This is a genomic window from Roseobacter sp. HKCCD7870 (genome assembly GCF_037830315.1).
GTDB lineage: Bacteria > Pseudomonadota > Alphaproteobacteria > Rhodobacterales > Rhodobacteraceae > M30B80.
The window spans coordinates 165,727-191,533 of sequence record NZ_JBBLYO010000002.1 but is presented as its reverse complement, the minus strand read 5'-3'; the positions used below and the strand labels follow the sequence as shown (position 1 = coordinate 191,533).

The window sequence follows — 25,807 nt, the reverse complement described above, 5'->3', positions numbered from 1 at the left end:
AGAACCCACACGCCGATGCAGCCCGAAGGCAGATCAAATGGAAAAGACATTCGACGCAAAATCAGCCGAAGCGCGGATTTCCGCGAAATGGGAAGCAGGGGAATGCTTTAAGGCAGGGGCCAATGCCAAAGCAGGCTCTGAGGCATTTAGCATCATGATCCCGCCCCCCAATGTGACGGGCGTGCTGCATGTAGGCCATGCGTTCAACAACACGCTTCAAGATGTGCTTGTGCGGTGGCATCGAATGCGCGGCTTTGACACGCTGTGGCAGCCTGGCACCGATCACGCGGGCATCGCCACGCAAATGGTGGTCGAGCGCGAATTGGCCAAGGAGGGCAAATCGCGCCGCGATATGAGCCGCGAGGAATTCCTCTCTCATGTTTGGGCGTGGAAAAAGAAATCTGGCGGCACGATCATCGAACAGCTCAAGCGCCTTGGCGCCTCCTGCGACTGGTCACGCGAGGCTTTCACCATGTCAGGCGCACCCAATGCGCCCGCAGGCGAAGAGGGCAATTTCCACGATGCGGTGATCAAGGTCTTTGTCGATATGTATAACAAAGGCTTCATCTATCGCGGCAAGCGGTTGGTGAACTGGGATCCGCATTTCGAGACTGCGATTTCCGATCTTGAGGTTGAGAATATCGACCAGACAGGCCATATGTGGCATTTCAAATATCCGCTCGCGGGTGGGGCCACCTATGAATATGTCGAGAAGGATGAGGACGGAAACGTCACCTTGCGCGAGACGCGCGATTATATCTCGATTGCCACCACACGGCCCGAAACCATGCTTGGCGATGGCGCGGTGGCGGTGCATCCCGATGACGAACGCTACAAGCCCATCGTGGGCATGCTCTGCGAAATTCCTGTCGGGCCAAAGGAACATCGCCGCCTGATCCCGATCATCACCGATGAATATCCCGACCCGAATTTTGGCTCGGGCGCGGTTAAGATCACGGGCGCGCATGATTTCAACGATTACGCCGTGGCCAAGCGTGGCAATATCCCCTGCTATCGCCTGATGGACACGCGCGCGCATCTGCGCGCCGATGGCGCAGCCTATGCCGAGGCCGCGAAGATTGCGCAGGAAGTGGCCAATGGGGACAAGACCCTGACCGAGGCCGAAGTGGACGCGCTGAACCTTGTTCCCGACCATCTGCGCGGGATGGAGCGTTACGCCACCCGTGATGCGGTTGTGGCCGAAATCACCGCCGAAGGTCTGGCCGTGATGACGCGCGCCGATGATCCCCGCCTTGGCAAAACCGCGCTGAAAGCGGATGCAGAGGGCGCGGATGCCTTGGTGCCTTTGGTCGAAGAAAAGACCATCACGCAGCCCTTCGGGGATCGCTCAAAGGTCGTGATCGAGCCGATGCTGACCGACCAATGGTTTGTCGACACCGCCAAGATCGTGGAACCTGCGCTAGAGGCCGTTCGCACGGGCCGCACGCGGATCATGCCCGAACAACACCGCAAGGTTTATTTCCACTGGCTTGAGAATATCGAGCCATGGACGATCTCGCGGCAACTCTGGTGGGGGCATCAGATCCCTGTGTGGTATGATGACGAAGGCGGAATGTATTGCGCGCCAACAGAGGCGGAAGCGCAGGCGATGGCAGGCGGCAAATCCCTGACCCGCGACCCCGATGTTCTCGACACTTGGTTCTCCTCTGGCCTTTGGCCCATTGGCACGCTTGGCTGGCCTGAAAAGACACCAGAATTGGAACGCTATTTCCCGACCTCAACGCTTGTGTCGGGCTTTGACATCATCTTCTTCTGGGTTGCGCGGATGATGATGATGCAATTGGCCGTGGTCGATGACATTCCCTTCCGTGACGTTTACGTCCACGCGCTGGTGCGCGATGAAAAGGGGCGCAAGATGTCGAAATCCATCGGCAACGTGCTTGATCCCCTCGAATTGATTGACGAGTTTGGCGCGGATGCGCTGCGCTTTACGCTGACCTCCATGGCCGCGATGGGGCGCGATCTGAAACTGTCGAAAGACCGCATCGCAGGCTATCGCAATTTCGGCACGAAACTGTGGAACGCCGCGCGGTTTGCGGAAATGAACGATTGCAAACCTGTTGCAGGGTTTGATCCAAAATCGGTCAGCCAAACTGTGAACAAATGGATCATCGGCGAAACCTCGCAGGCGCGTTCGGCCCATGACGAGGCGCTGTCGCAATATCGGTTCAACGATGCGGCAAACGGGCTTTATGCCTTTGTCTGGGGCAAAGTATGCGATTGGTATGTCGAATTCGCCAAGCCGCTTTTTGCCTCTGATGACGCGGCTGTCATCGCCGAAACCCGCGCGACCATGGCATGGGTGATCGACCAATGTCTGATCCTTTTGCACCCCACAATGCCCTTCATCACCGAAGACCTATGGGGCGAGATTGCAGATCGTCCCAAGATGCTGGTGCATACAGATTGGCCCGACTATGGCGCGGACCTGGTCGATGCCGAGGCCGCACGCGAAATGACTTGGGTGATTTCGCTGATCGAAGAAATTCGCTCCGTGCGCGCGCAAATGCACGTCCCCGTAGGGCTTAAGGTGCAATTGCTGCAACTTGATCTCGATGTGCGCGGTCAGGCCGCGTGGGACAATAACGCAGCGATGATCGAACGGCTTGCCCGCATCTCGGAGCTGACCCATGTAACGGCGATGCCCAAAGGGGCGGTCACAGTTGCGGTTGAGGGCGGCACATTCGGCCTGCCCGTGGCTGATCTGATTGATGTGGCCGAGGAAAAGGCGCGCTTGCAAAAGCTGCTGGATAAGTTGGCCAAGGAAATCGGCGGGCTGAGGGGCCGCGTGAACAACCCCAAATTCGTGGCAAGCGCCCCCGAAGATGTGGTCGCGGAGGCCCGCGAAAACCTTGCGGCCCGTGAGGAAGAAGAAGCCAAGATTAAAACCGCCTTCGCGCGTTTGGCGGAATTGGGCTAAGATGAACGTGGCGGCGCACGAGCGCCGCTGCTGCGTCAATCACAGTGCTGAATGTGGAATGGCTTGGTAGCGGAGGAAGGACTTGAACCCCCGACACGCGGATTATGATTCCGCTGCTCTAACCAACTGAGCTAACTGACTTTCTTCACTTTTTGAACCTATAACAATTCTGTTGTCACTTCTGTGTCACTTAAGGAGGCTTAAGTGGCAACTTTCAGGAAAAGAAATGCAAAGTGGCAAGCGATTGTCAGACACAAGTCAATTGGAACCCTGGCCAAAACATTTCCGAGCAAACTACTCGCTCAACAATGGTCAAGAGAACAAGAACTTAGATTAGCCAATGGGAGCTTTGGCAAATTGTTGCCAGATGGTGTGGATTTAAAAGAACTGCTCATAAAATATCGTGACACTGTCACTCCCCAAAAACGAGGACAAGCAGCAGAGCATAGGCGGATCAACCGATTACTATCTGACCCAATTAGCACCACTCAGATAAGCCAATTGAGCTCGCAACTACTGGCAAACTTTCGAGACCGGCGACTCAAAGACGGCGTAAGGGCAAGCCAGTATGACTTGGTAATCATTCGTCATTGTATAAAAGTCGCGATCGGTGAATGGGGCTTGTTGCTTGAGAACAATCCAGCAGAGCGGATAAAGCTGCCACCGTCACCCAAACCCAGAGAGAGACGCTTAAAACAGTTTGAATTCGATAGATTAAAAGCAGCATCCAAACGAACGACAAATCAAAATGTCTGGCCTGTGGTCGTGTTTGCCATTGAGACCGGCATGAGACGTGGCGAAATACTGAGCCTCAAGTGGGAGAGCATTTGCTTCGACAATCAAATTGCTTCATTGGCACATACCAAAAATGGCTCATCAAGGAACGTGCCGCTGTCCTCAAAGGCTTTGTGTGTGCTGTCCGAGCAAAGAGAAAGGGGGACTGTCCTCCCCTTTCCAATTAATGATAATGCCTTTCGTCTTGCTTGGGACCGACTTCGAGCTCGCGCCGGCATTACAGATTTGAGATTTCATGATTTACGGCATGAAGCTATCAGCCGATTCTTCGAAAAAGGTCTTTCAATCGCTGAGGTCGCTGCGATATCAGGGCATAAAGACCCCCGAATGCTCTTTCGATATACCCACCTGGATGCAATCCAAATAGCTAAAAAACTGAGATAGGGACTGCCTAAAAATTCAATTTTTTACCCTAACTAACTGTCTAAGATTGTTTATAAATATTGATTGGTGTAGCCTTTAAGTAATCGTTTGAGTGAAACACTGTGCTGACGAAATTCGGCTCTGTGTTTTGATAGGGGGCGGGGCACCTCACCGGCTTATGTATCTTTAGGTTTCGTTACCTCCCCTTCCTGTCTCTATTGCAGAGCAAAATTTGGAAATGTGAGGCGATCCTTGGCCGGAATAGTCTATCTGCTTACCAACCCTGCAATGCCAGGATTGGTAAAAATTGGAAAAACAACCAGAGACGATCCCAAAGTTCGTATGAGCGAGCTTTATTCCACTGGTGTGCCTGTCCCATTCGAATGCGTGAAGGCTGTAAAGGTAGAAGACGAAGCCGCTATAGAGTCTGCTCTCCACACAGCTTTTGGACCAAGCCGCGTTAATAGCCAGAGAGAATTTTTCGAAATTGATGCTGTGCAAGCTTCAGTTCTGCTTGATCAACTTGGGACTGAAGATGTGACGCCACAAATTAATGCTGAGAACGAGACGATAGACAAACAATCTCGAGACGCGGCGAAGAGGCTAATATCACGCCGCCCCAATCTAAATTTTGACGAAATGTCTATTCCGCCAGGCTCTATTCTTCAATCCACAAATACAGAAGATACCGTCGAAGTCTCTGGGCCAAAGAAAGTAATTTTCCGTGGCACTGAAATGTCACTCACCCGAGCGACACGAGATTTACTGGGATTAAGCTATTCAGTGCAGCCAACCCCACACTGGCGGTTTAATGGTGAGTTGCTCCAAGACATATACAACCGAACATACGTTGAGCTTGACGAATAAATGGACAAAAAATCTCTCAGCGAACGTGATATCTGCACCAAATTCATCAGCCCCGCGCTGGTCGAAGCCGGTTGGGATGCAATGTCACAAATTCGAGAAGAGGTCACCATTACCAAAGGCCGCATAACAGTTCGCGGTAAGCTTGTTTCAAGAGGCAAAGCGAAACGCGCTGATTATGTCCTCTACTACAAAAGTAAAATTCCCATCGCCATTGTGGAAGCTAAAGACAACAACCACGCCGTAGGGGACGGTATCCAGCAAGCCATAGGCTATGCAGAGTCTTTGGATGTGCCTTTTGCTTTTTCGTCAAATGGTGATGGCTTCGTTTTCCACGACCTTTCCGGAAGCACCTCGACACCGGAATTGAATCTCGGATTAGATGAATTCCCATCCCCTGAAGAACTGTGGTCGCGCTATCGTGCGTGGAAAGGACTGACAACGGCTGAAGAGCCAACGTTCCTCCAAGATTACTATGACGACGGTAGCGGTAAGGAACCACGCTACTATCAAATGACGGCAATCAATCGCGTCATGGAGGCAATAGCAAAAGGCCAGGATCGACTGTTGCTCGTTATGGCTACTGGCACGGGCAAGACCTACACAGCCTTCCAAATCATTTGGCGTTTATGGAAAGCGGGGAAGAAAAAACGCATTCTGTTTCTGGCTGACCGGAACGTGCTTGTAGACCAAACCATGGTAAATGACTTCCGCCCTTTTGGCGGAGCTATGGCCAAACTCTCAACCCGCTCAAAAGTTATTGAACGCGATGACGGTAGCACCGAAGAGATCACGACGGCCATCGGGAAAAAGAGACGTATTGATACCGCCTATGAGATTTATCTGGGACTCTATCAAGCCATCACAGGGCCAGAGGAAAAGAAGAAGCTGTTCAAAGAATTCTCGCCTGACTTCTTTGATTTGATTGTGATTGACGAATGCCATCGCGGAAGTGCCGCGGAAGACTCCGCATGGCGTGAAATCCTAGAGCACTTCTCCTCGGCAACCCAAATCGGCCTTACAGCAACGCCTAAAGAAACTAAATATATCTCAAACATCGATTACTTCGGTGAGCCGGTATACACTTACTCACTCAAGCAGGGTATCGAAGACGGCTTCCTAGCCCCTTATAAAGTTGTGAAGGTTCATATTGACCGCGATGTCGAAGGTTATAGGCCAGAGGCAGGGCAGCTAGATAGAGATGGAGAAGAAGTCGAAGATCGCGAATACAACACTAAAGACTTTGACCGCAAGCTTGTCTTGGATGAGCGCACTAAGCTCGTCGCCAAGAAAATTTCTGACTTCTTGCGTGAGAGCGGTGACCCTTATCAGAAGTCGATTATTTTTTGTGTCGACCAAGAGCATGCAGGCCGCATGCGACAGGCTCTTATCAATGAAAACCCGAAACTGGTAGCCGAGAATTCACGCTATGTGATGCGCATAACGGGCAATGATAAAGAAGGCCAAGAACAACTCGATAATTTCATTGACCCTGAATCCAAATACCCGGTTCTGGTAACGACATCGCGGCTGCTCTCAACCGGCGTAGATGCTCAGACATGCCGTTTGATCGTCCTTGACCGTGAAGTGAATTCGATGACTGAGTTCAAGCAAATCGTTGGCCGTGGCACTCGTGTTCATGAAGATACCAACAAACTGTATTTCACATTGATCGATTTTAGAGGTGCAACCAGCCATTTTGCTGACCCTGACTTTGATGGTGATCCTGTTCAAATATATGAACCAGGGCCAGATGACCCGATAGACCCACCAGAGCCACCCACCGGCGGCGAAGACGACCCAGATGATCCATCGGAGCCAGGGGGCGATGATGGCGGCGGAGGCACAATCACTGATCCACCGCCTGGCGGCGGGAAAATCAAAAAGGTGTATGTCGATGGCGTAAGCGCGACTATCGTCACCGAGCGTGTGCAATATCTCGACGCAGATGGAAAGCTTGTCACGGAGTCTTTACGGGACTTTACCAAGCGCGCACTAACGAAGCATTTTGCCAGCCTGGATGATTTCATCCGTCGCTGGGAAGCATCAAAGCGGAAGGCTGCTTTGCTAGAAGAACTTGAAGTTGAAGGCTTACCTCTTGAGTTAATAGCCAGCGAAATAGGCAAGGAACTAGACCCGTTTGACCTTGTTTGCCATGTGGCTTTTGACAAAAAGCCTCTCACTCGCCGCGAACGCGCTGAGAACGTCAAGAAGCGCGATGTCTTTACAAAATATGGTGAGCAAGCCAAAGCCGTATTGGACGCGCTGCTGGCCAAATATGCGGATGAAGGCGTCATGAATCTTGATGACGCCAATGTATTGCGTATTGCACCATTTAGTGAGCTGGGAACGCCGCTCCAGCTTGTGAAAGCGTTTGGCGGAAAAGATGAATTTGAAAAGGCTGTGCAGGAATTGCAGGCAGAACTTTATAAAGAAGCAATGTAAATATGTCGGTCAGCAACTCAATCAAAACCATTCAGAATATTATGCGTAAAGATGCCGGTGTTGACGGCGATGCCCAGCGCATTGGCCAGTTATGCTGGATGTTCTTTCTCAAAATTCTGGATGACCAAGACCAAGAATTAGAGCTGCTGCGAAGTGATTATATATCCCCTGTCCCAGCTGAATTTCAGTGGCGTAACTGGGCTGCTGACCCCGAAGGCATCACCGGCGAAACTTTACTGAATTTCATAAATGATGAGCTGTTTCCAGAGCTTAAGGAATTGCCCATCGAAGGCACGAACGCCCCGCGCCGCCGTGTTGTTCGCAGCGTTTTTGAAGATGCGCTGAATTACATGAAGTCGGGTCAACTCATACGCCAGGTTATCAACAAAGTCAGCGAGATTGATTTCAATGACCTCAGCCAGCGCAGTCATTTTGGCGAGGTTTATGAACAGATTTTGAATGATCTGCAGAATGCAGGAAACGCGGGGGAATATTACACACCGCGTGCTGTCACGCAGTTTATGGTGGATCGCATTGACCCAAAACCGGGTGAAAGTCTGTTTGATCCGGCATGCGGCACGGGTGGCTTTCTAACTTGTGCGATGCGCCATATGCGTGACCATTATGTCAAACGGCCAGAGCAGGAAGCAGAAATGCAATCCGGCCTGCGCGCGGTAGAGAAAAAGCCTCTCCCCCATATGCTCTGCACAACAAACATGTTGCTGCATGGTGTAGAAGACCCCAGCTTTGTGCGCCATGACAACACATTGGCGCGGCCTTACATCAGCTGGGAGCAAAAAGACCGCGTTGACATTGTTCTGACCAATCCACCCTTTGGCGGCAAAGAAGAAGATGGAATTGAAAACAACTTTCCATCAAATTTCCGCACCAAAGAAACAGCTGATCTATTTCTGGCACTCATTATTAGGCTTTTGAAAAAAGATGGTCGTGCGGCAGTGGTTTTGCCTGACGGCACCATGTTTGGTGATGGCATTAAAAACGCGCTGAAAGAGCATTTGCTGGAAGAGTGTAATCTACACACCATCGTGCGCTTACCGAACTCTGTCTTTAAGCCTTATGCCTCTATCGGCACCAATTTGCTCTTCTTTGAAAAAGGTGAGCCGACCAAAGACATCTGGTTTTATGAACACCAAGTGGTGGCAGGGCAAAAAGCCTATTCCATGACCAAGCCCATCCGCTTTGCCTATTTCCAGGATTGTATAGACTGGTGGGGCGGTGAAAAACGTGAAGGCCGCATAGAAAACGAACTGGCCTGGAAAGTCAGTATCAATGACGTGAAAGAGCGTGACTTCAACCTCGACATTAAAAACCCGAACACCGTTGAAGCTGAGCTGGAAGACCCGGAAACCCTGCTGGCCAAATTGCATGAAGCAGAAGCCGAAACCGCTGCCTTGCAGGACAAGCTCAAATCCATTCTGTCTGAGGCTTTGGCACGATGACCCCAGAGCAATTTGAAGAGATTTTTGAGAAAGTGAAGGCAGAGGCTGGCTGTCTTGAGACCATTCGCAGATACGTGTTGAGTGTCGCAATACAAGGCAAGTTGGTCAGTCAGAACAAACTCGATGAACCTGCTCCAGAATTGCTCAAGCGAATTCTAATCGTTAAATCAAAAAATCCATCGGCTGCTGGACGAGCGCGACGCGTCGACACAGAAGCGTTCAATCACCTGAAATATGAAATACCTGACAGTTGGAAATGGACTACCCTGACCGAGATTGGACACGTCAATCCAAAAATAGAAGCTGATGATCATAAGACCGCGTCTTTTGTGGAAATGGCATCTATCTTTGCTGAGTACGGTCATTCTCACCTGTCCGAGGCTAAACCATGGGCCAAAATCAAGACTGGTTTCACAAGATTTTGTGAAGGGGATGTCGGTTTGGCAAAAATCACACCGTGTTTTGAAAATGGCAAATCGGCGATTTTCACAAACTTGGAAAATGGAATTGGGGCGGGCACGACCGAGCTATTGGTAGTGCGCCCCTATCTGGTCGAACCACGCTACGTCCTTGCATTCCTCAAATCAGGTTTTTTTATTGGAAACGGCATACCATTGATGACAGGTACCGCAGGTCAAAAACGCGTTCCGTCTGCTTACTTCTCTGCCTGCCCATTTCCGCTGCCACCTCTCGAAGAGCAAAAGCGCATCGTGGCCAAGGTCGATGAGCTCATGGCCCTTTGCGATGAGTTGGAAGATGCCAGAGATACAGAACTGAAATTGAAATCTCAATTCACCAGCTCAACTAATTCTAAGCTAGTTTCTGGGGGGCAAATTCAGAACGAAGTATTAAATTACTCAACACAATTGCAACTATCTACAAAGACCCAAATTGAGAAATATAAGCAGACCATGCTGGAACTTGCGATGCGCGGAAAGCTCTGCAAGCAATTAGCTGATGACGAACCAGCCCATGTAACTTTGAAAAAGATAGCACATGACATGGGCAAAACGATCAGCGATGAAATAACACCCGCTGACAAGCCTTTTGATTTACCTGATGGCTGGTCATGGGCTCATTTTTCAAGTTTAGGGGAGTTTGGAAGAGGTAAGTCTAAACACCGACCGCGAAATGACCCAACGCTGTATTCAAATGGAACATATCCTTTTGTTCAAACGGGTGATGTTGCTAGATCGGAAGGTAAGATCACAACCTTCAGCGACAAGTATAACGACAAAGGCTTAGACCAAAGTCGATTATGGCCAGAGGGCACACTCTGCATAACAATAGCGGCAAATATTGCAGATACTGGAATACTTTCCTTCGATGCTTGTTTTCCGGACAGTGTTGTAGGTTTCATTCCAAATGAGCTATTTGATAACGCGAGATTCTTTGAATATTTCTTGCGAACTGCAAAAGCAAACCTCGCTGAATACGCACCTGCGACTGCCCAGAAAAACATCAACCTGAAGATTCTCAATGCAGTGCTCATCCCTATACCTCCACTGAAAGAAATGAAGCGGATTGTAGAAAAATTAGATGGCATCATGGCAGAGTGCGAACGACTTGAAGCAAGTCTTGGGATTGAAGACAACACTAAATCCGACCTCCTGAAAACACTAGTGGCATAAGTTCCGCGCAGGGGACCAGAAGGCCTCTGCGCGTGGTCTAAATACCTGAAGTGACTCATCTATTTATTTTTCTGAGCCAGTTTTCTGGGTAAGGACAAAGAACATCCCCGCCCCCTTAAGGGGGGCGGGGAGATTGTCCCATGTCCTATCATACCTCGGGACATGTCCGTTGGGACAAAAGGACAAGCTGTCCCATGAGCTTGTCCCATCATGGTCTATTCCACTGGCTCAAAGTCAATTTGAGGCTCAACACACTGATATTTGCCCTTTTCGGGCCTTATTAAGACGCCTTGGTTAACAAGATTACGTAAACAGCGGTTCACGGTTTTTGGTGATACTTTAATACCCACATCAAGAACCTGTTCGACGATTTCCGACGTGCTCATCACAGAGCCAATTATGATGGTGGGTAAGGTTTCTTCTAGTTGCTGACGTAAAGTTAAGACTGGCGCAGTTTTGACAAGATCAAGCAATCCAATGTCAACAAGCTCAAGAGCTAGTGACGTAATTGGGTGCCCCTCGTCGTCAAATCCCATTTTATCACTAAGGTCTACAACCACAGCTTCCAGAGCAATAGGGTGCGCAGGCTCGTCATCCTTTGGTGGCTTGGCGTCGCAGTGCAATTTGAACTTCATGTTCTGGCCGTTTTTAATTTCAAGACCAAGATCGACCGCGCCATTCAAAGAACTATGCCCTCTGGCTCCACCGGTGCCTGTCTTTGCCGGGTGATGAAGCACCAGAACCGCTGCATTAAATCGAGCGATAATTGCCGTTATGCCTTTAACAAAATCAGACATGTCCCTAGCTGCGTTCTCGTCACCATCCAGCGATCTGTTCAGTGTATCTACAACAATCAAGTCAACCTGGCCGACCCTTGCCACATATGCATCAAGCGCGGCCACAAGCCTTTCGACGGCATCAGTTTGGTTGAGGTGCAACGGCTCTAGAATAAAGCCAAAAGTGCTTGGATCAATTTCAACGCTGTTATGCGCCTCCCAAGCACAAAGCCGTTTCTCGATGCCGGACTGACCTTCTGCCATGATATAAACCACATTCCCTTGTCTCACTGGCTTGCCGTGAAAAGGTGTGCCTGAGCTAACGCAGCAAGCCATATTCAGGGCAACGAATGTCTTTTTGTTAGACGGTTGCGCCACCAGGCTAACAAAGCCACCTTCGGGAATAATGCGCGAAATGAGGTAGCTTGGCGGCTTGCGCTTTTTTACCTCATCACGGGTCAGGATGCGTAACGTATGATCTGTCATGGCCCGCTGAGGGCTGGGCTTAAAGGCCCAGCCCCTCCCCTCCGCGACAATCGCGTAAGAAATCTTCTAAATCTGTCCGGTGATAGCGAATAGCACCGCCAATACGGTAATAGAGCGGTCCGCGCTCCTGAACGCGCCAGTGACGCAGTGTTGCAGGCTGAAGATCAAGAAACTCAGCCGCTTCTCTTTCCGTTAAAAGTTGTCTCATGATTGTCTCCTTTGGTTGCATCATGTGAAGTGACAAGGCGTCACAAACACACAATCTCATGCACCCTCAGGAGCGGTCGTCCCTATCAAACAACTTTTTTCGATCTTTTTAAAACGAGGCTTTCAGCCACCAAAACCGCCAATTATGACCATGCAACCCGCTTGGCTATTCTGGCTTGTCACTCATTTGTCACTCCTATGAGTGACAATTCACCAATGGCGTTCTATGTATAAGGAGTGAGACACATAACCGACACAGGCTGTGTTCAGCAGAAATGTTCGGGTTTATGTGAAGAGAATTGGTAGCGGAGGAGGGACTTGAACCCCCGACACGCGGATTATGATTCCGCTGCTCTAACCAACTGAGCTACTCCGCCAGAAGCATCGCGGAAGTAGGACAAGCGGGGGCAAGCGTCAACCTCAAAATCGAAGCGCCCGCGCAGTTTTTCAATCCACCCGCCCGCTTGGCTCAATCGCGAGATCCTCCAAGATCGGACAATCGGGGCGGTGATCCCCCGAACAACGCGACACAAGATCGGCCAAGGTCGCCCGCATCGCGGCCAATTTAGCCATTTTCGCATCAATATCCTGCAAATGTTGTTGCGCGATCTCTTTCACATCGGCGCTTGCGCGCCCGCGATCCTCGTACAGGGCCAAAAGCGCGCGGCATTCCTCGATGGAAAACCCCAATTCACGAGCGCGCCCAAGAAAGCCCAGCTTATGCACATCTTGTTGCGAAAAACTGCGGTATCCGTTTTCGCCGCGCGCCGGGGCAATTAAACCAATTTCCTCGTAATAGCGGATGGTTTTGGCGGGCAGCCCCGTGGCCATGGCCGTTTGCGAGATATTCATCAATGCCCCCCCACATGACGCAGGCGTAGCGCATTCATCACCACAAAGACCGAGCTTGCCGCCATCGCGCCCGCCGCCAACATCGGGTTCAAAAGCGGCCCTCCGATCAGGGCCAATGCCCCTGCTGCGACAGGGATCAACGCCACATTATAGCCAAAAGCCCAAAACAGATTCTGCCAAATATTGCGCAAAGTGGCCCGCGACAGGGTCATGGCATCCACAACACCCCATGGCGCGCCAGACACCAGAGCCACATCTGCCGCCTGCATCGCGATATCGGTGCCACTGCCAAGCGCGATGCCCACATCTGCTTGCGCCAAAACAGGGGCGTCATTGATCCCATCACCGACAAAAACAACGCGCTGCCCCGCCTTTTGCCACGCCGCCACAAGTGCCAATTTATCTTCGGGCTTGAGGCGAGCATGGGCTTCTATGATGTCCAATTCTGCGGCAAGCGCATCAACCGCGGGCGTCGCATCGCCTGAAAGAAGCGCGATCTTCAGACCCATGTTTTTCAACGCATCAATCGTGTCGCGGGCATCTTTCTTAGCAGGGTCACGAAAGGCCAAACTGCCGGCATAGGCACCATCCTGTGCCAAGTGGATCAGGCTTGCGCCCTGAGGGGGAATGTCTGGAACACTGACACCCAACTCTGCCAAATAGGCCTCTGTGCCTAGGGCGATCTCCGCGCCCTCGACAATCGCGCGGACGCCACCACCGATGCTGTTCTGGAACCCTTGCATCACCGCGATGGTCAGCCCACGCGCCTCGGCCTCGGCCACAATTGCTTGGGCGAAGGGATGTTCTGATCCGCGCTCAACACTTGCAGCCAAGGCAATCAGGCGATCTTCGTTCTGCGCGTTGTAACACGCCACAAGCGCAGGCGCGCCCGTGCTAAGGGTACCTGTTTTGTCAAAGGCCACAATGTCGGCTTGCCGCAAATCTTGCAGTGCGCGCCCCTCGCGGAAATGCACCCCCAATTCTGCAGCGCGCCCCGTTCCTGCCATAACAGACACAGGTGTCGCCAGACCCATGGCGCAGGGGCAGGCAATAATGAGAACAGACACGCCAATCACCATAGCCTGCACGGGGGATGGGCCAAAGACCCACCAAAGCGCCGTGGTTACAAACGCCACAGCGATCACGACAGGCACAAAAACCGCCGCAACGCGATTGATCAAAGATTGGATGGGCAGGCGCGTCATCTGCGCCTTTGTGACCATATCCACGATCTGCGCGAGAACCGTTTGCCCACCTGTTGCAGTCACGCGGTAAATGGCGCTGCCCGCGCGGTTCATCGTGCCGCCCACAACACTATCACCCACAGATTTCGTCACTGGAACAGGCTCGCCGGTGATCATGCTTTCTTCAACCAAGGCCTCGCCCTCAGTCACGATGCCATCGGTGGCAATTTTCTCACCTGGTTTGACGCGGATCAGATCCCCGATCCGCAGTTCAGACGCTGTCACCTGCCGCTCGGCCCCATCTTGCAAGAGGGTGGCGGTGTCAGGGCGCAGTTCCATGAGGCTGCGAATAGCTGCGCCCGCCTGACCGCGCGCGCGAAATTCCAAAAAACGTCCCAAGAGGATCAAGGTGACGATGACCGCCGCGGCCTCGAAATAGATGAAACGGCTGGCTTCTGGGATTAAGTCTGGTGCAAATGTGACCGCAGTGGAAAAGGCCCACGCCGCCGTGGCCCCCAACGCAACCAAGGAATTCATCTCTGGCGCGCCGCGCAGCAATGCAGGCACCCCTAGGCGGAAAAACACCGCACCTGGGCCAAATAAGACCAAGGTGGTCAGGGCGAATTGCACCAGACGGGTTGTAAATTCCCCAAAGGTCGCATCCTGCCAGTGATGAAATGCGGGGACAAGATGCCCGCCCATCTCCATGATAAAGACAGGCAGGGTTAGGAGCGCCGCCAAGATCAACTGTCGCTTCAGCAGGTGCCCTTCATCCTCTGCGCCGCTCTCGGGCTGCACCTCTGCCGCGGATGGCTCAGGCAGGATTGGATAGCCTGCTTGGCGCATCATATCGGTTAAATCGGAAAGGGCCAAATCGGGGGTCGCGGTGACATAGGCCTCTTTCATGGCTAGATTGACTTCGGCTTTGATCACGGCGGGATGGGCATTTAAGGCTTTTTCAGCGCGGGAGGTGCAGCCCCCGCAACTGAGATTTTCCACGGCAAAACGCCAGTGATTGGTCTGCGCAGGGTCAAGCGCAACGGGATACCCCGCCTTGCGCATCGCTGCATCCATCGCCGACAGATCAAACTCTGGCGTGGCTGTCACTTGGGCGGTTTTGGTGGTCAAATTGACCTGAGCAGAACGAATATGCGGCAAGGCCGCAAGCGCCTTTTCTGCCCGCGCAGCACAGCCCCCACAAGAGAGGTTCTCAACAGTCAAAGGGATCACGCGCTGCGCTTGGTGGTCTAGCATTCTAAAGGGTCACTTATCATTCAGTTGGAGTATCTCCCCCTTCAGATAAGGGTTCCAGTTACTGGAAGGTCAACCCCCTTTAATGAGTGCCTGCAAATATTGCCCATATTCATTCTTGCCAAACAACTGAGCCCGCGCGGCAAATTCGGCCGCCAAAATCCAACCTTTGTGATAGGCGATCTCATCGGGGCTGCCTGTCTGCAAACCTTGACGTTTTTGCAATGTATAGACGAATTCCGAAGCATCGAGCAGACTGGCATGAGTGCCTGTGTCAAGCCACGCATACCCGCGCCCCATTTGGCAAACATCCAACTGCCCATCGTCAAGATAGCTTTGCAAAAGCGAGGTGATCTCCAACTCTCCCCGCGCCGATGGGGTCACTGATTTGGCGCGCGCAGGCGCCGTGCCATCCAGAAAATAGAGGCCTGTCACCGCATAATTTGAAGGCGGCACTTCTGGCTTTTCAATGATTTCGCGCACACGGCCCTCGGCATCAAACCCGACCACGCCATATCGCTGAGGGTCTGACACATGATAGCCAAAGACAGTGCCACCTGCTTTGCCATGATCGGCCTCTTTCATCAATTCAGGCAATCCGTGACCAAAGAAAAGGTTATCACCCAAAATCATGGCCGAAGGCGCACCTGCCAAGAAATCCTCCGCCAAAAGATAAGCTTGGGCCAAACCATCGGGCGAGGGTTGTTCAATCCAGTCCAACCGAATGCCCCATTGGCTGCCATCACCAAGGGCGCTTTTGAACTGGGCTTGATCCTGCGGGGTGGTCATGATCGCAATCTCGATTCCCCGTTCGTTCCGCAAGCCTGATGTCAGCTTATGCTATGCAGGGGGCAAGGTTGGAGCAGAAACTTTAACGGAACGGGGCGGCCACCTGACCGCCCCTTCCGATAAATTACCCCACCACGTTTTCGGCAGGGCCGTATGGATAGCCCGTAATATCCTCGGCCCCATCCTTGGTGATTATCAAAATATCATGTTCGCGATAGCCCCCCGCGCCTGCCATTCCCTCGGGGATTGTCAGCATAGGCTCCATGGAAATCACCATGCCTTCTTCAAGAACAGTGTCGATATCCTCACGCAGCTCAAGACCTGCTTCGCGGCCGTAATAATGGCTTAACACCCCAAAGGAATGGCCATAGCCAAAACTGCGATATTGCAGCAAATCGCGTTCCGCGAAGAAATCATTGATCGCATGGGTGATCTCAGCACAGCTGACACCCGGCTTCATAAGGCTCATACCCAATTCATGCGCCTCGATATTCGCCTGCCAATAACCAAGGCTTGCCGCATCCACTTCGCCCACAAACATCGTGCGCTCAAGCGCGGTGTAATAGCCCGAGATCATTGGGAAGGTATTGAGGCTCAGGATATCACCGCGCTGCAAAACCCGCCCCGTGACAGGGTTATGCGCGCCATCGGTGTTAAGCCCCGATTGGAACCATACCCAAGTGTCCCGATATTCGGCATCGGGAAAGCGTTTGGCGATTTCCAGCTCCATCGCATCGCGCCCTGCCATGGCGACATCAATCTCACGCACCCCCGCCTTCACGGCGTCCCGAATGGCATAACCGCCCACATCGGCAACTTGCGCGCCTGCGCGGATCAACTCGCGCTCGGCGACAGATTTCACCATGCGCTGGCGCATCGTAGCAGGCGCGACATCGGCGGTGGATTTTGGCGCCAAGAACTCAGTGAGAAGCGCAAATTGGCTCAAGACCAGATGATCGGATTCGTAACCAACTGCCTTGCCCTGCCCCGCTACATGGGCCACGGCGCGCCAGTAATTGTTGCGCTGCCAATCGGTATAGGTGATCCCATCACAGGCACAGCGCCGCCATGGCTGCCCCGCATCAATACCCGCAGAGATCACGACCGCCTCAGATGCGGTCACAACCAACGCATAGGGGCGGCCAAAGGCACAGTAGAGAAAACCCGAGTAATAGGCGATATTGTGCATCGAACTCAGCACAACCGCATCTAGGCCTTGCGCATCCATAATTGCGCGCAGCCCCATCAGGCGGGCATCATACTCAGCTTGAGAAAACGGAAGAATGGCTTTTTCGCCATTGTGGAAACGGAAGAATTCAGGTCGCTGCATCGCCGACCCTCCTTTGACAGAAGACCCCGGCGTTCAGGGCTGTTAAGGTCTGCCATAGGACGACGCCATCGTCCCCAACCTCGTGGCACTATCTGCCGCGAAAGCCTTGAGTCGCGCAAGTCCCCTCTAGCGGCCTAGCACGCCTTCGGTCTAAGGTTTTGCCATGTTGAGCTATTTTCTCAATCGGGCGCTTGCGATGATCCTTAGCCTTGCCGTGGCAAGCGTGGTTATCTTTTGCCTGATTGAGGTGATCCCCGGTGATCCCGCCAGTTTCATGCTCGGCCTAAATGCCACAAACGAGGCGGTTGCAAACCTTCGGGCGGAACTGGGCCTCGATGGGGGGCTTCTGCCCCGATATCTGGCATGGGTCGGGGGCATAGTGCAGGGAGATTTTGGCCTATCCTACACCTATCGCGTGCCCGTGGCCGATTTGATCCAAGATAGGCTTGCCGTTTCACTGCCCTTGGCCATTTACGCGCTGATCCTGTCAACTGCCCTCGCGATCCCTGTGGGGGTGCTGGCCGCGGCCAAGCGCGGCGCATGGCCCGATCTTGGGGTGATGGCGGCTGCGCAAATAGGCATTGCGATCCCCAATTTCTGGTTTGCAATGCTGTTGGTGCTGCTGTTCGCGATACAATTACAATGGGTGTCGGCGGGTGGATTTGCGGGATGGGACAGCTTTGGGGCGGGGCTCGCCTCGCTCACGCTGCCCGCTTTCGCCTTGGCCCTGCCGCAGGCGGCCATTTTGGCGCGGGTTTTGCGTTCGGCCCTCTTAGAGACATTAGAGCAAGACTATATCCGCACCGCCCGCGCCAAGGGCCTAAGCCGCAGGCAAACCCTATGGCGTCATGCGTTGCGCAATGCAGGCATTCCCGTGATGACGATCTTGGGCCTGCAATTCTCGTTTCTGCTTGCGGGTGCCATTATCATCGAGAATGTTTTCTTTCTTCCTGGGCTTGGTCGCCTGATCTTTCAGGGCATCACCCAACGCGATTTAATCGTGGTCGAGTCGGTCACCATGCTGCTTGTGTTCGCCGTGATCCTTGTGACCTTTTTGGTTGATCTGGCCTATGCGGCCCTTGACCCTAGGCTGCGCAGATGAAGGTGCAGCGATCCTTAATCCTTGGCGGTGCGATTAGCCTGTTTTTCCTTGCCCTCGCCACCCTTAGCCTCCTCTGGGTGCCCCATGAGGTCACAAGCCTTGCGATTGCCAATCGCCTGCATGGGCCAAGCGCCACCTATCTGCTTGGCACGGATCAATTCGGGCGCGATGTCCTATCTTTGCTGATGGTGGGCGCGCAAACCTCTATTGCGGTGGCGGTGGCGGCCATTGGCATTGGGGCAAGCATTGGCGTGCCTTTGGGTCTGCTGGCAGCCGCACAGCATGGGCGCTTTGGCGATGAACTGATTATGCGGGGCAATGATCTGATCTTTGCCTTTCCCGCGCTGGTGATCGCCATTCTGATCACTGCAACCTACGGCCCCTCGGCGTTTAACGCGATCCTTGCAATTGGCATTTTCAATATCCCCGTCTTTGCCCGCGTGACCCGTGCGGGGGCGCTGCCACTTTGGACATTGGATTACATCCTTGCCGCGCGTGTGGCGGGAAAATCCAAGTTTCGGATCAGCCTTGAACATATCTTGCCCAATATTCTGAACCTGATCATCGTGCAGGCCACGATCCAATTCAGCCTTGGGATTCTGGCTGAGGCCTCGCTCTCCTATGTTGGGCTTGGGGCACAACCGCCGACCCCCAGTTGGGGCCGCATGTTGGCCGAGGCGCAAACTATGATCTACACTCATCCGATGCTGGCCATTCTTCCCGGGGCCTGCATCATGGCCTTGGTTCTAGGCTTGAACTTGGCGGGGGATGGGCTGCGCGATCACCTTGACCCAAGACTGGAGCGCGCCCTGAAATGACCGCTTCGCACCGCCTTGAACTGAAGAACCTGACAATCACCCATGACGGGGGCGCATTGGTTTCTGATCTTTCCCTGACGCTCGCCGCGCATCGGATCACGGCCTTGGTTGGGGAATCTGGATCAGGCAAATCGATGACGGCGCTGGCGATTATGGGCCTATTGCCCCAAGGATGCAGCGCGCATGGTTCGGTTCTGCTCAATGGCACTGACAGTCTCTTGGGCCTGTCAGATCGAAAAATGTGCCAGTTGCGCGGTCGAAGGATTGGGATGATTTTCCAAGAACCCATGACCGCGCTGAACCCCGTTCTGCAAATCGGCGCACAGGTTGCCGAAACCCTTATGGTGCATCGGATCGCTCCCAATCGGCGGGCCGCAATGGCGCAGGCGCGCACCGTTTTAGATCGGGTTGGCTTGGCGCAGATCGCGCTTGATCGTTATCCGCATGAGCTGTCTGGCGGACAAAGGCAGCGCGTGGCCATTGCCGCCGCGATCGCGGCAGCGCCCGAAGTTTTAATCGCGGACGAGGCGACAACCGCGCTCGATGTCACCACCCAACAGGGGATTTTAGCGCTTTTGAAAACCCTCGTTGCCGAGGATGGCATGGCGCTTTTACTGATCACGCATGATCTAGCCGTTGTGGCCTCGATGGCCGATGAGGTGGCGGTGATGAACCAAGGCCGCATCATTGAAAAAGGCGAGACAAAGCAGCTTTTGTCCCGCCCGCGCGACCCTTACACCAAGGCGCTCTTATCCGCCGCCCGCCCCGCCCCAAAAGAGACCGAACCCCTGACAGGCGAGACACTCTTATCTGTCGAAGGGGTCAGTCGCATCTATCCGCCCAAACGCCTAGGCTTGCGCAAATCTGAACCCTTCGTTGCGGTGCATGATGCAAATCTTACCCTTAGGCGAGGGGAATGTTTGGGGATCGTTGGGGGCTCTGGATGCGGAAAATCCACGCTCGCCCGTGCCATTTTGGGGCTAGAGGCCGCGCAGTCAGGGAAGATTGTCTTAGACGGCACAGAGGTGCATCCGAACATGCCGCTTGAAAATCGGCGGCGTCTGTCGATTGTGTTTCAAGACCCCTATGGCAGCTTTGACCCCCGTTGGCGGGTGGGGCGCGTGATCGCGGAACCGCTTGATCTGCAAAATGTCCCATCTAATGAGGTCACATCTCGCGTTGCGACTGCACTTGAGCAGGTCGGGCTTTCGCCTCAGGATGCGCAAAAATACCCGCATCAATTCTCAGGCGGGCAAAGACAGCGCATTGCCATTGCCCGCGCGCTGATCACGCGCCCCGATATCGTGGTGCTTGATGAGGCGGTTTCAGCCCTTGATGTCTCCGTGCGCGCACGGGTTTTGGATTTGCTACAATCACTGCAACAGGAATTGCAGCTTTCGTATATTTTCATCACCCACGATCTCACGGTTGTGGCCCATATGGCCGACACTATTGCGGTGATGGAAAATGGGGTGATTGTCGAACAGGGGCCAGCGCCCCAAATTCTATCTGCCCCTAGACATCCTTATACACAAAACTTACTCAACACCGCGCCCCGCTTGGACGCGGCCCCACAGAAAGGGACAGTTTCATGAGGCTTGCAGGAAAAACCGCAATTGTAACAGGCGGCGCATCGGGATTTGGCGCAGGGATCGTGCGCAAATTCCGCGCCGAAGGGGCCGAGGTGATGATTGCCGATCTCAATGGTGCAGCAGCTCATGACATGGCACAGGTCACGGGCAGCCTTGCCCATGAAACCGATGTCGCCAAGGGCGAGAGCGTGGCCGCCCTCGCCCAATCTGCGCTCTCCGCGTGGGGGCGTATTGATGTTGTTGTGAACAATGCGGGCATCACCCATCTGCCGCAGATGATGGAAGATGTTACCGAGGAGATGTTCGACCGCGTCCTCGCGGTGAATGCTAAATCTGTTTATCTGATGGCCCGTGAAATCGTGCCGCATATGAAAACTGCAAAAGCGGGCGCGATCCTCAATATCGCCTCAACCGCGGGCCTCAGCCCACGACCAAAGCTGAATTGGTATAATGCTTCAAAAGGTTGGATGATCACCGCAACCAAGGCGATGGCGGTGGAACTGGCCCCGCAAGGTATCCGCGTCAACGCGCTATGCCCTGTGGCGGGGGAAACCCCGCTTTTGTCCAGTTTTATGGGCGAGGACACGCCCGAAATGCGGGAAAAATTTCTATCAACCATCCCTTTGGGCCGCTTTTCCACGCCCGAGGATATGGGCAATGCCGCGTGCTTCTTGTGCTCGGATGAGGCCTCAATGATCACAGGTGCCGCCTTGGAGGTTGATGGCGGGCGCTGCATCTAGGGGGATTGCGATGTTTGAGAAAGGCGCGAAAAACTTAATCACCGATGTCGCGGGCCTATATGTCGGCCACGCTCAGGATGATGTGATCAAAACAGGGGTCACTGTTCTGACAGCCGAGCGCCCGTTTGTGGCAGGGGTGCATATCATGGGCGGTGCGCCTGGCACGCGAGAAACGGCGCTCTTATCGCCTGAGCGATTGGTGCAGGAGGTGGATGCACTGGTTCTTTCGGGCGGGTCTGCCTTTGGCCTTGATGCGGCCTCAGGTGTGATGGATGGCTTGCGGGCCGCAGGGCGCGGCTTCGCCGTTGGGGATCAACAGGTGCCAATCGTGCCCGCCGCAATTCTCTTTGATCTGATCAATGGCGGTGACAAAGCATGGGGTCAGAACCCCTATGCCGTCTTGGGACGTGCGGCGTTTGAGGCGGCATCGGCTGATTTTGACCTTGGGACAGTGGGCACAGGAACTGGCGCGCTGACCGCCGACCTCAAGGGTGGGCTTGGCTCAGCCTCGGTCACCTTTGACGGGATCACGGTGGGCGCTCTGGTCGCTGTCAACGCATTGGGCCGCGTGACTATCGGCGATGGCCCGCAATTCTGGGCAGCCCCATTTGAAATGGGTGCAGAATTTGGCGGGCTTGGAACAGGGGCGTTCGATCCATCCGCACGCCCCTTGGTCAAAGGTCATCGGGACGGGGCAACCACCATCGCGATTGTGGCGACAGATGCCATCTTGACCCAAGCGCAAGCCACCCGCATGGCCACCGCCGCGCATGATGGAATGGCGCGCGCGATTTACCCCACGCATACGCCGATGGATGGGGATTTGGTCTTTGCCGCTGCAACCGGCGCGCGCGCCCTTCGCGATCCGCTCATGGATACGCTGCATTTGGGAAATGCGGCAGCCCTGTGCCTTAGCCGCGCGATTGCCCGCGCGGTCTATGAGGCCACCCCTGCAGCACATGATCCCCTGCCCACATGGGCCGAGAAATTTGGCTGATCACTCAAAAAGCCCCGTCTGGGCAGGCGGGGTAGGAACGGGCAGCCCTAGATGCGCAAAGGCCGATTGCGTCAGCATCCGCCCCCGCGGGCTGCGCGCGATCAGGCCTTGTTGCAAGAGATAGGGTTCAACCACCTCTTCGAGCGCATCGCGGCTTTCGGAAAGGGCGGCTGCAAGCGTTTCAATCCCGACAGGGCCGCCGCCATAAGACTCCGCAATTAGACGCAAATACCGCCGATCTGCCCCGTCAAGCCCAAGCTTATCGACCCCAAGCCGTGTCAGGGCGCGATCTGCAATCGCCGCCGTTACGCGGCCATCCCCCTCGACCACGGCGAAATCGACCACGCGGCGCAATAAGCGCCCTGCAATGCGCGGGGTGCCGCGGGCGCGCTTGGCGATCTCGCGCGCCCCCTCCTCATCGGCAGGGGCGCCCATCAGGCGCGCGCCACGGGTCACAATCTGCTCCAACTCGGGCATGTCATAATACACCAGACGCGTGGGGATGCCGAACCGATCCCGCAAGGGCGTGGTCAACAGCCCCAAGCGCGTGGTGGCCCCGATCAAGGTAAAGGGCTGCAATTCGATGCGCACAGATCGCGCGGCGGGCCCCTCACCTATGACCAGATCCAGTGCAAAATCCTCCATCGCGGGATAAAGCACCTCTTCGACTGCGGGATTCAGGCGGTGAATTTCGTCAATAAACAAGACATCACGCGGCTCAAGATTGGTGAGGATCGCGGCCAAATCCCCCGCTTTTGCCAAAACGGGGCCAGAGGTCATGCGAAAATTCACCCCCAATTCGCGCGCCATAATTTGCGCCAAGGTGGTCTTGCCCAAGCCGGGGGGGCCATGAAACAGCACATGGTCCATCGCCTCACCGCGCTTGCGGGCACTTTCGATAAACACCCGCAAATTCGCCCGCGCTTCGGCCTGACCAATAAACTCGGTCAGAAGTTCAGGACGCAAAGCGCGATCTTCGCGCAGATCATCCTGCGGGTGCGGATCGGGGCGCAATGTTGGATCAGGCGTGCTCATATCAATCCTTCGGGGCCAAGAGGCGCAGTGCCGCACGGATCAGCGCAGGGGTCGTGTCGGCCTCGTCTGCCGCGCGCGCAACCACACTTGCCGCGTCAGAGGGGCCATAGCCCAAATTGGTCAGGGCTGAAATTGCCTCAGCCTGACTTTGCGCATCGGCCTGCGCGGTTGCAGGCGGCGGCGGTGCTGCAGGGGTGGATGCAGGCTCCTGCGGGCCTTCCACCACGGGCGCAGGGGCATTCTGCGCCAAATCGCGGGCCAGACTGCCACCCATCGCCATCAAAGCGGGGCCTTTATCCTTTAGTTCATTGACCACACGCTGCGCCAATTTCGGGCCCACACCAGGGGCTGCTTTGACCGCGCCCCAATCCCCAATCGCAATGGCACGGGCTAAGGCCTCTGTGCCAAGCGCACCCGAGATTGCCATCGCGGCTTTGGCCCCCACGCCCTGAACAGACACCAACAAACGATGCCACTCACGATCATACGGGGTTAAAAACCCAAAAAGCTGCAAAAGGTCTTCGCGCACCAGAAGTTCGGTGTAAAGGCTTGCCACCTGCCCCTCATTCGGCAGGTTCGCAAGAGTGCGTTCTGAGCAATAAACCACATAGCCCACGCCACCGACATCCAAAAGCACATGGTCACTGGCGCGGTAATCCACGCGGCCTGTCAATTTCCCGATCACAGGCTTGCCCCCACTGCTTTCATGATCCGCGTCTGCGATTGCGCATGATGGGCATGACATATCGCAATCGCCAAAGCGTCAGCAGCATCAGGGGATTTTGGCGCGCATCCGGGCAATTGCAGTCGCACCATATGTCCAATCTGATCTTTATGCGCGTGCCCCACCCCAACCACGGTTTTCTTTACTGTGTTTGGCGCATATTCAGCCACAGGCAAGCCTGCCTTGGCAGGGGCCAACATCGCAACACCACGCGCCTGCCCCAATTTCAACGTAGCCGCGCCATCACGATTGACAAAAGTCTGTTCGACCGCCGCGCAATGTGGTGCAAATTCGGCAAGGACGGCGATTAATCCGTCATATAGCGCCAAAAGACGCGGGGCGAGATCATCGCCCACCCCTTCGATAACGCCATTTGATATGTGGCGTAGGCGCGGGCCATCCGCCTCGATTACGCCCCACCCAAGATAGCGAAGCCCTGGGTCAATACCGATGATACGCATGGCCTGCTCGCCCTTTGTGGTTCTTTGCGTCAGCTTAGCCCATCAATAGCACGAAACAAGAACATTCAACAAGCGGGGCGTGCCAATCACCCCATGTAGCGCAGTGTCAGCGCCGCCCATTCCCCATGCTCGGACGCATAAACCCGCTCGAACCCTGCCGCGAGATAGGCGGCAGTGACGTCCTCAGCCTGCTCCAACAAAAGGCCTGACAAGATCAAATAACCGCCCTGTGCGGCATGACGCGCCATATCGGGGGCCAGTTCGATCAGTGGCCCCTTTAGGATATTGGCAAAGATCAAATCAAAGGGCGCGCGGGCTGCAAGGGTGGGATGATCAAACCCTGCGGCTTGCACAGCCTCGATCCGATCTGCGAGGTCATTCGCTTGGGCGTTTACACGGGCGACATCAACCGCGATCTCATCAATATCAGAGGCCAGAACAGTCTGCGGAAAGACCCGTGCCGCAGCCAAGGCCAAGACCGCCGTGCCACAGCCAATATCAACCACATTTTTGAAAACATGGCCCTCAGTGAGCAGGTGATCAAACGCAATCAAACATCCAGAGGTGGTGCCGTGATGCCCTGTGCCAAAGGCCATTGCGGCCTCAATCAGCAAGGGCACGGCATCGTTTGGAACTGTATCGGCATCATGGCTGCCGTAAAGGTAAAACCGCCCCGCGCGCACAGGGTGCAATTCACGGCGCACCTGCGCGACCCAATCGGTTTCGGGCAATTCTGAGACGACAAATTCCCGCGCGCCATGCGATGCCGCCAAAAGCGCCAATCCGATCTCATTGGGGGCCTCAAGGAAATAACCGCCCACCTCCCAACGGCCAGAGCCGTCTTCGATCTCAAAAACCCCTACGCCATAGGGCGCGGGATCAAGTGCCTCTATGGCCTCACCCAAGGCTTCGGCGGCGGATTTAGCAGGCAATGTGGTAAAGGCGGTAAAGGTCGTCATAAGCA

The 25,807-nt window shown here is 54.4% G+C and carries 21 protein-coding genes and 1 tRNA gene; 11 read left to right on the top strand and 11 right to left on the bottom strand.

The annotated features are described in order from the left end of the window. Positions 1-37: 37 nt before the first annotated feature. The 6 genes from AAC637_RS09310 (at position 38) to AAC637_RS09285 (ending at position 10,499) form a co-directional block, all read left to right on the top strand. Positions 38-2,941 (top strand): valine--tRNA ligase, encoded by a 2,904-nt coding sequence (locus AAC637_RS09310; RefSeq protein WP_340303316.1) that lies wholly within the window; start codon positions 38-40, stop codon positions 2,939-2,941. 204 nt (positions 2,942-3,145) lie between these two features. Then, positions 3,146-4,120 carry a site-specific integrase gene (locus tag AAC637_RS09305; protein WP_340303315.1) on the top strand — a complete coding sequence of 325 codons (975 nt, stop codon included), beginning with the start codon at positions 3,146-3,148 and terminating at the stop codon, positions 4,118-4,120. Between the two features lie 219 nt (positions 4,121-4,339). After that, positions 4,340-4,966 (top strand): GIY-YIG nuclease family protein, encoded by a 627-nt coding sequence (locus AAC637_RS09300; protein ID WP_340303314.1) that lies wholly within the window; start codon positions 4,340-4,342, stop codon positions 4,964-4,966. After that, positions 4,967-7,408: an EcoAI/FtnUII family type I restriction enzme subunit R gene (gene hsdR, locus AAC637_RS09295; RefSeq protein WP_340303313.1), complete on the top strand. Its 2,442-nt coding sequence runs from the start codon at positions 4,967-4,969 to the stop codon at positions 7,406-7,408. Positions 7,409-7,410: 2 nt separating this feature from the next. Further along, positions 7,411-8,868 (top strand): class I SAM-dependent DNA methyltransferase, encoded by a 1,458-nt coding sequence (locus AAC637_RS09290; protein ID WP_340303312.1) that lies wholly within the window; start codon positions 7,411-7,413, stop codon positions 8,866-8,868. Continuing rightward, positions 8,865-10,499 (top strand): restriction endonuclease subunit S, encoded by a 1,635-nt coding sequence (locus tag AAC637_RS09285; RefSeq protein ID WP_340303311.1) that lies wholly within the window; start codon positions 8,865-8,867, stop codon positions 10,497-10,499. Before AAC637_RS09290 ends, AAC637_RS09285 begins: the two co-directional genes overlap by 4 nt. 215 nt (positions 10,500-10,714) lie before the next feature. On the opposite strand, the gene AAC637_RS09280 is transcribed toward AAC637_RS09285, so the two are convergent. From AAC637_RS09280 to AAC637_RS09250, 7 genes are all read right to left on the bottom strand, one after another. After that, positions 10,715-11,761, bottom strand: a complete 1,047-nt coding sequence (locus AAC637_RS09280; protein ID WP_340303310.1) for an AAA family ATPase — start codon at positions 11,759-11,761, stop codon at positions 10,715-10,717. A gap of 19 nt (positions 11,762-11,780) precedes the next feature. Next, the gene (locus tag AAC637_RS09275) at positions 11,781-11,969 is read right to left on the bottom strand and encodes a helix-turn-helix domain-containing protein (protein ID WP_155535567.1); all 189 of its coding nucleotides are present in this window, start codon (positions 11,967-11,969) and stop codon (positions 11,781-11,783) included. A gap of 299 nt (positions 11,970-12,268) precedes the next feature. Further along, positions 12,269-12,345 (bottom strand) — tRNA-Met (locus tag AAC637_RS09270). A gap of 70 nt (positions 12,346-12,415) precedes the next feature. Next, the gene (gene cueR / locus AAC637_RS09265; RefSeq protein WP_317655599.1) at positions 12,416-12,820 is read right to left on the bottom strand and encodes a Cu(I)-responsive transcriptional regulator; all 405 of its coding nucleotides are present in this window, start codon (positions 12,818-12,820) and stop codon (positions 12,416-12,418) included. After that, positions 12,820-15,258 (bottom strand): heavy metal translocating P-type ATPase, encoded by a 2,439-nt coding sequence (locus AAC637_RS09260; protein ID WP_340303309.1) that lies wholly within the window; start codon positions 15,256-15,258, stop codon positions 12,820-12,822. The genes cueR and AAC637_RS09260 overlap by 1 nt, the downstream gene beginning before the upstream one ends. A gap of 69 nt (positions 15,259-15,327) precedes the next feature. Next, the gene (locus tag AAC637_RS09255) at positions 15,328-16,089 is read right to left on the bottom strand and encodes a sugar nucleotidyltransferase (RefSeq protein ID WP_340303668.1); all 762 of its coding nucleotides are present in this window, start codon (positions 16,087-16,089) and stop codon (positions 15,328-15,330) included. 79 nt (positions 16,090-16,168) lie between these two features. Beyond that, a complete protein-coding gene (locus tag AAC637_RS09250) occupies positions 16,169-17,374 on the bottom strand; it encodes an aminopeptidase P family protein (RefSeq protein WP_340303308.1) in 1,206 nt (401 codons plus the stop codon). 163 nt (positions 17,375-17,537) lie between these two features. On the opposite strand from AAC637_RS09250, the gene AAC637_RS09245 reads away from it, so the two are divergent. Genes AAC637_RS09245 through AAC637_RS09225 form a run of 5 tightly spaced genes read left to right on the top strand, consistent with a single transcriptional unit; the run spans position 17,538 to position 22,623 of the window. Further along, a complete protein-coding gene (locus AAC637_RS09245; RefSeq protein WP_340303307.1) occupies positions 17,538-18,476 on the top strand; it encodes an ABC transporter permease in 939 nt (312 codons plus the stop codon). Beyond that, a complete protein-coding gene (locus tag AAC637_RS09240; RefSeq protein WP_340303306.1) occupies positions 18,473-19,294 on the top strand; it encodes an ABC transporter permease in 822 nt (273 codons plus the stop codon). Before AAC637_RS09245 ends, AAC637_RS09240 begins: the two co-directional genes overlap by 4 nt. Then, positions 19,291-20,889 (top strand): ABC transporter ATP-binding protein, encoded by a 1,599-nt coding sequence (locus tag AAC637_RS09235; RefSeq protein ID WP_340303305.1) that lies wholly within the window; start codon positions 19,291-19,293, stop codon positions 20,887-20,889. The genes AAC637_RS09240 and AAC637_RS09235 overlap by 4 nt, the downstream gene beginning before the upstream one ends. Continuing rightward, positions 20,886-21,626 (top strand): SDR family oxidoreductase, encoded by a 741-nt coding sequence (locus tag AAC637_RS09230; RefSeq protein ID WP_340303304.1) that lies wholly within the window; start codon positions 20,886-20,888, stop codon positions 21,624-21,626. The genes AAC637_RS09235 and AAC637_RS09230 overlap by 4 nt, the downstream gene beginning before the upstream one ends. 10 nt (positions 21,627-21,636) lie before the next feature. Then, the gene (locus AAC637_RS09225) at positions 21,637-22,623 is read left to right on the top strand and encodes a P1 family peptidase (protein WP_340303303.1); all 987 of its coding nucleotides are present in this window, start codon (positions 21,637-21,639) and stop codon (positions 22,621-22,623) included. On the opposite strand, the gene ruvB is transcribed toward AAC637_RS09225, so the two are convergent. From ruvB to AAC637_RS09205, 4 genes are all read right to left on the bottom strand, one after another. Then, positions 22,624-23,658, bottom strand: coding sequence for a Holliday junction branch migration DNA helicase RuvB (ruvB, locus tag AAC637_RS09220; RefSeq protein WP_340303302.1), 1,035 nt, complete (start codon positions 23,656-23,658; stop codon positions 22,624-22,626). Position 23,659: 1 nt separating this feature from the next. Then, positions 23,660-24,343, bottom strand: a complete 684-nt coding sequence (gene ruvA, locus AAC637_RS09215) for a Holliday junction branch migration protein RuvA (protein ID WP_340303301.1) — start codon at positions 24,341-24,343, stop codon at positions 23,660-23,662. Further along, the gene (gene ruvC, locus AAC637_RS09210) at positions 24,340-24,843 is read right to left on the bottom strand and encodes a crossover junction endodeoxyribonuclease RuvC (protein WP_340254363.1); all 504 of its coding nucleotides are present in this window, start codon (positions 24,841-24,843) and stop codon (positions 24,340-24,342) included. Before ruvC ends, ruvA begins: the two co-directional genes overlap by 4 nt. Before the next feature lie 86 nt (positions 24,844-24,929). Continuing rightward, positions 24,930-25,802, bottom strand: coding sequence for a 50S ribosomal protein L11 methyltransferase (locus AAC637_RS09205; protein ID WP_340303300.1), 873 nt, complete (start codon positions 25,800-25,802; stop codon positions 24,930-24,932). Positions 25,803-25,807 lie beyond the last annotated feature (5 nt).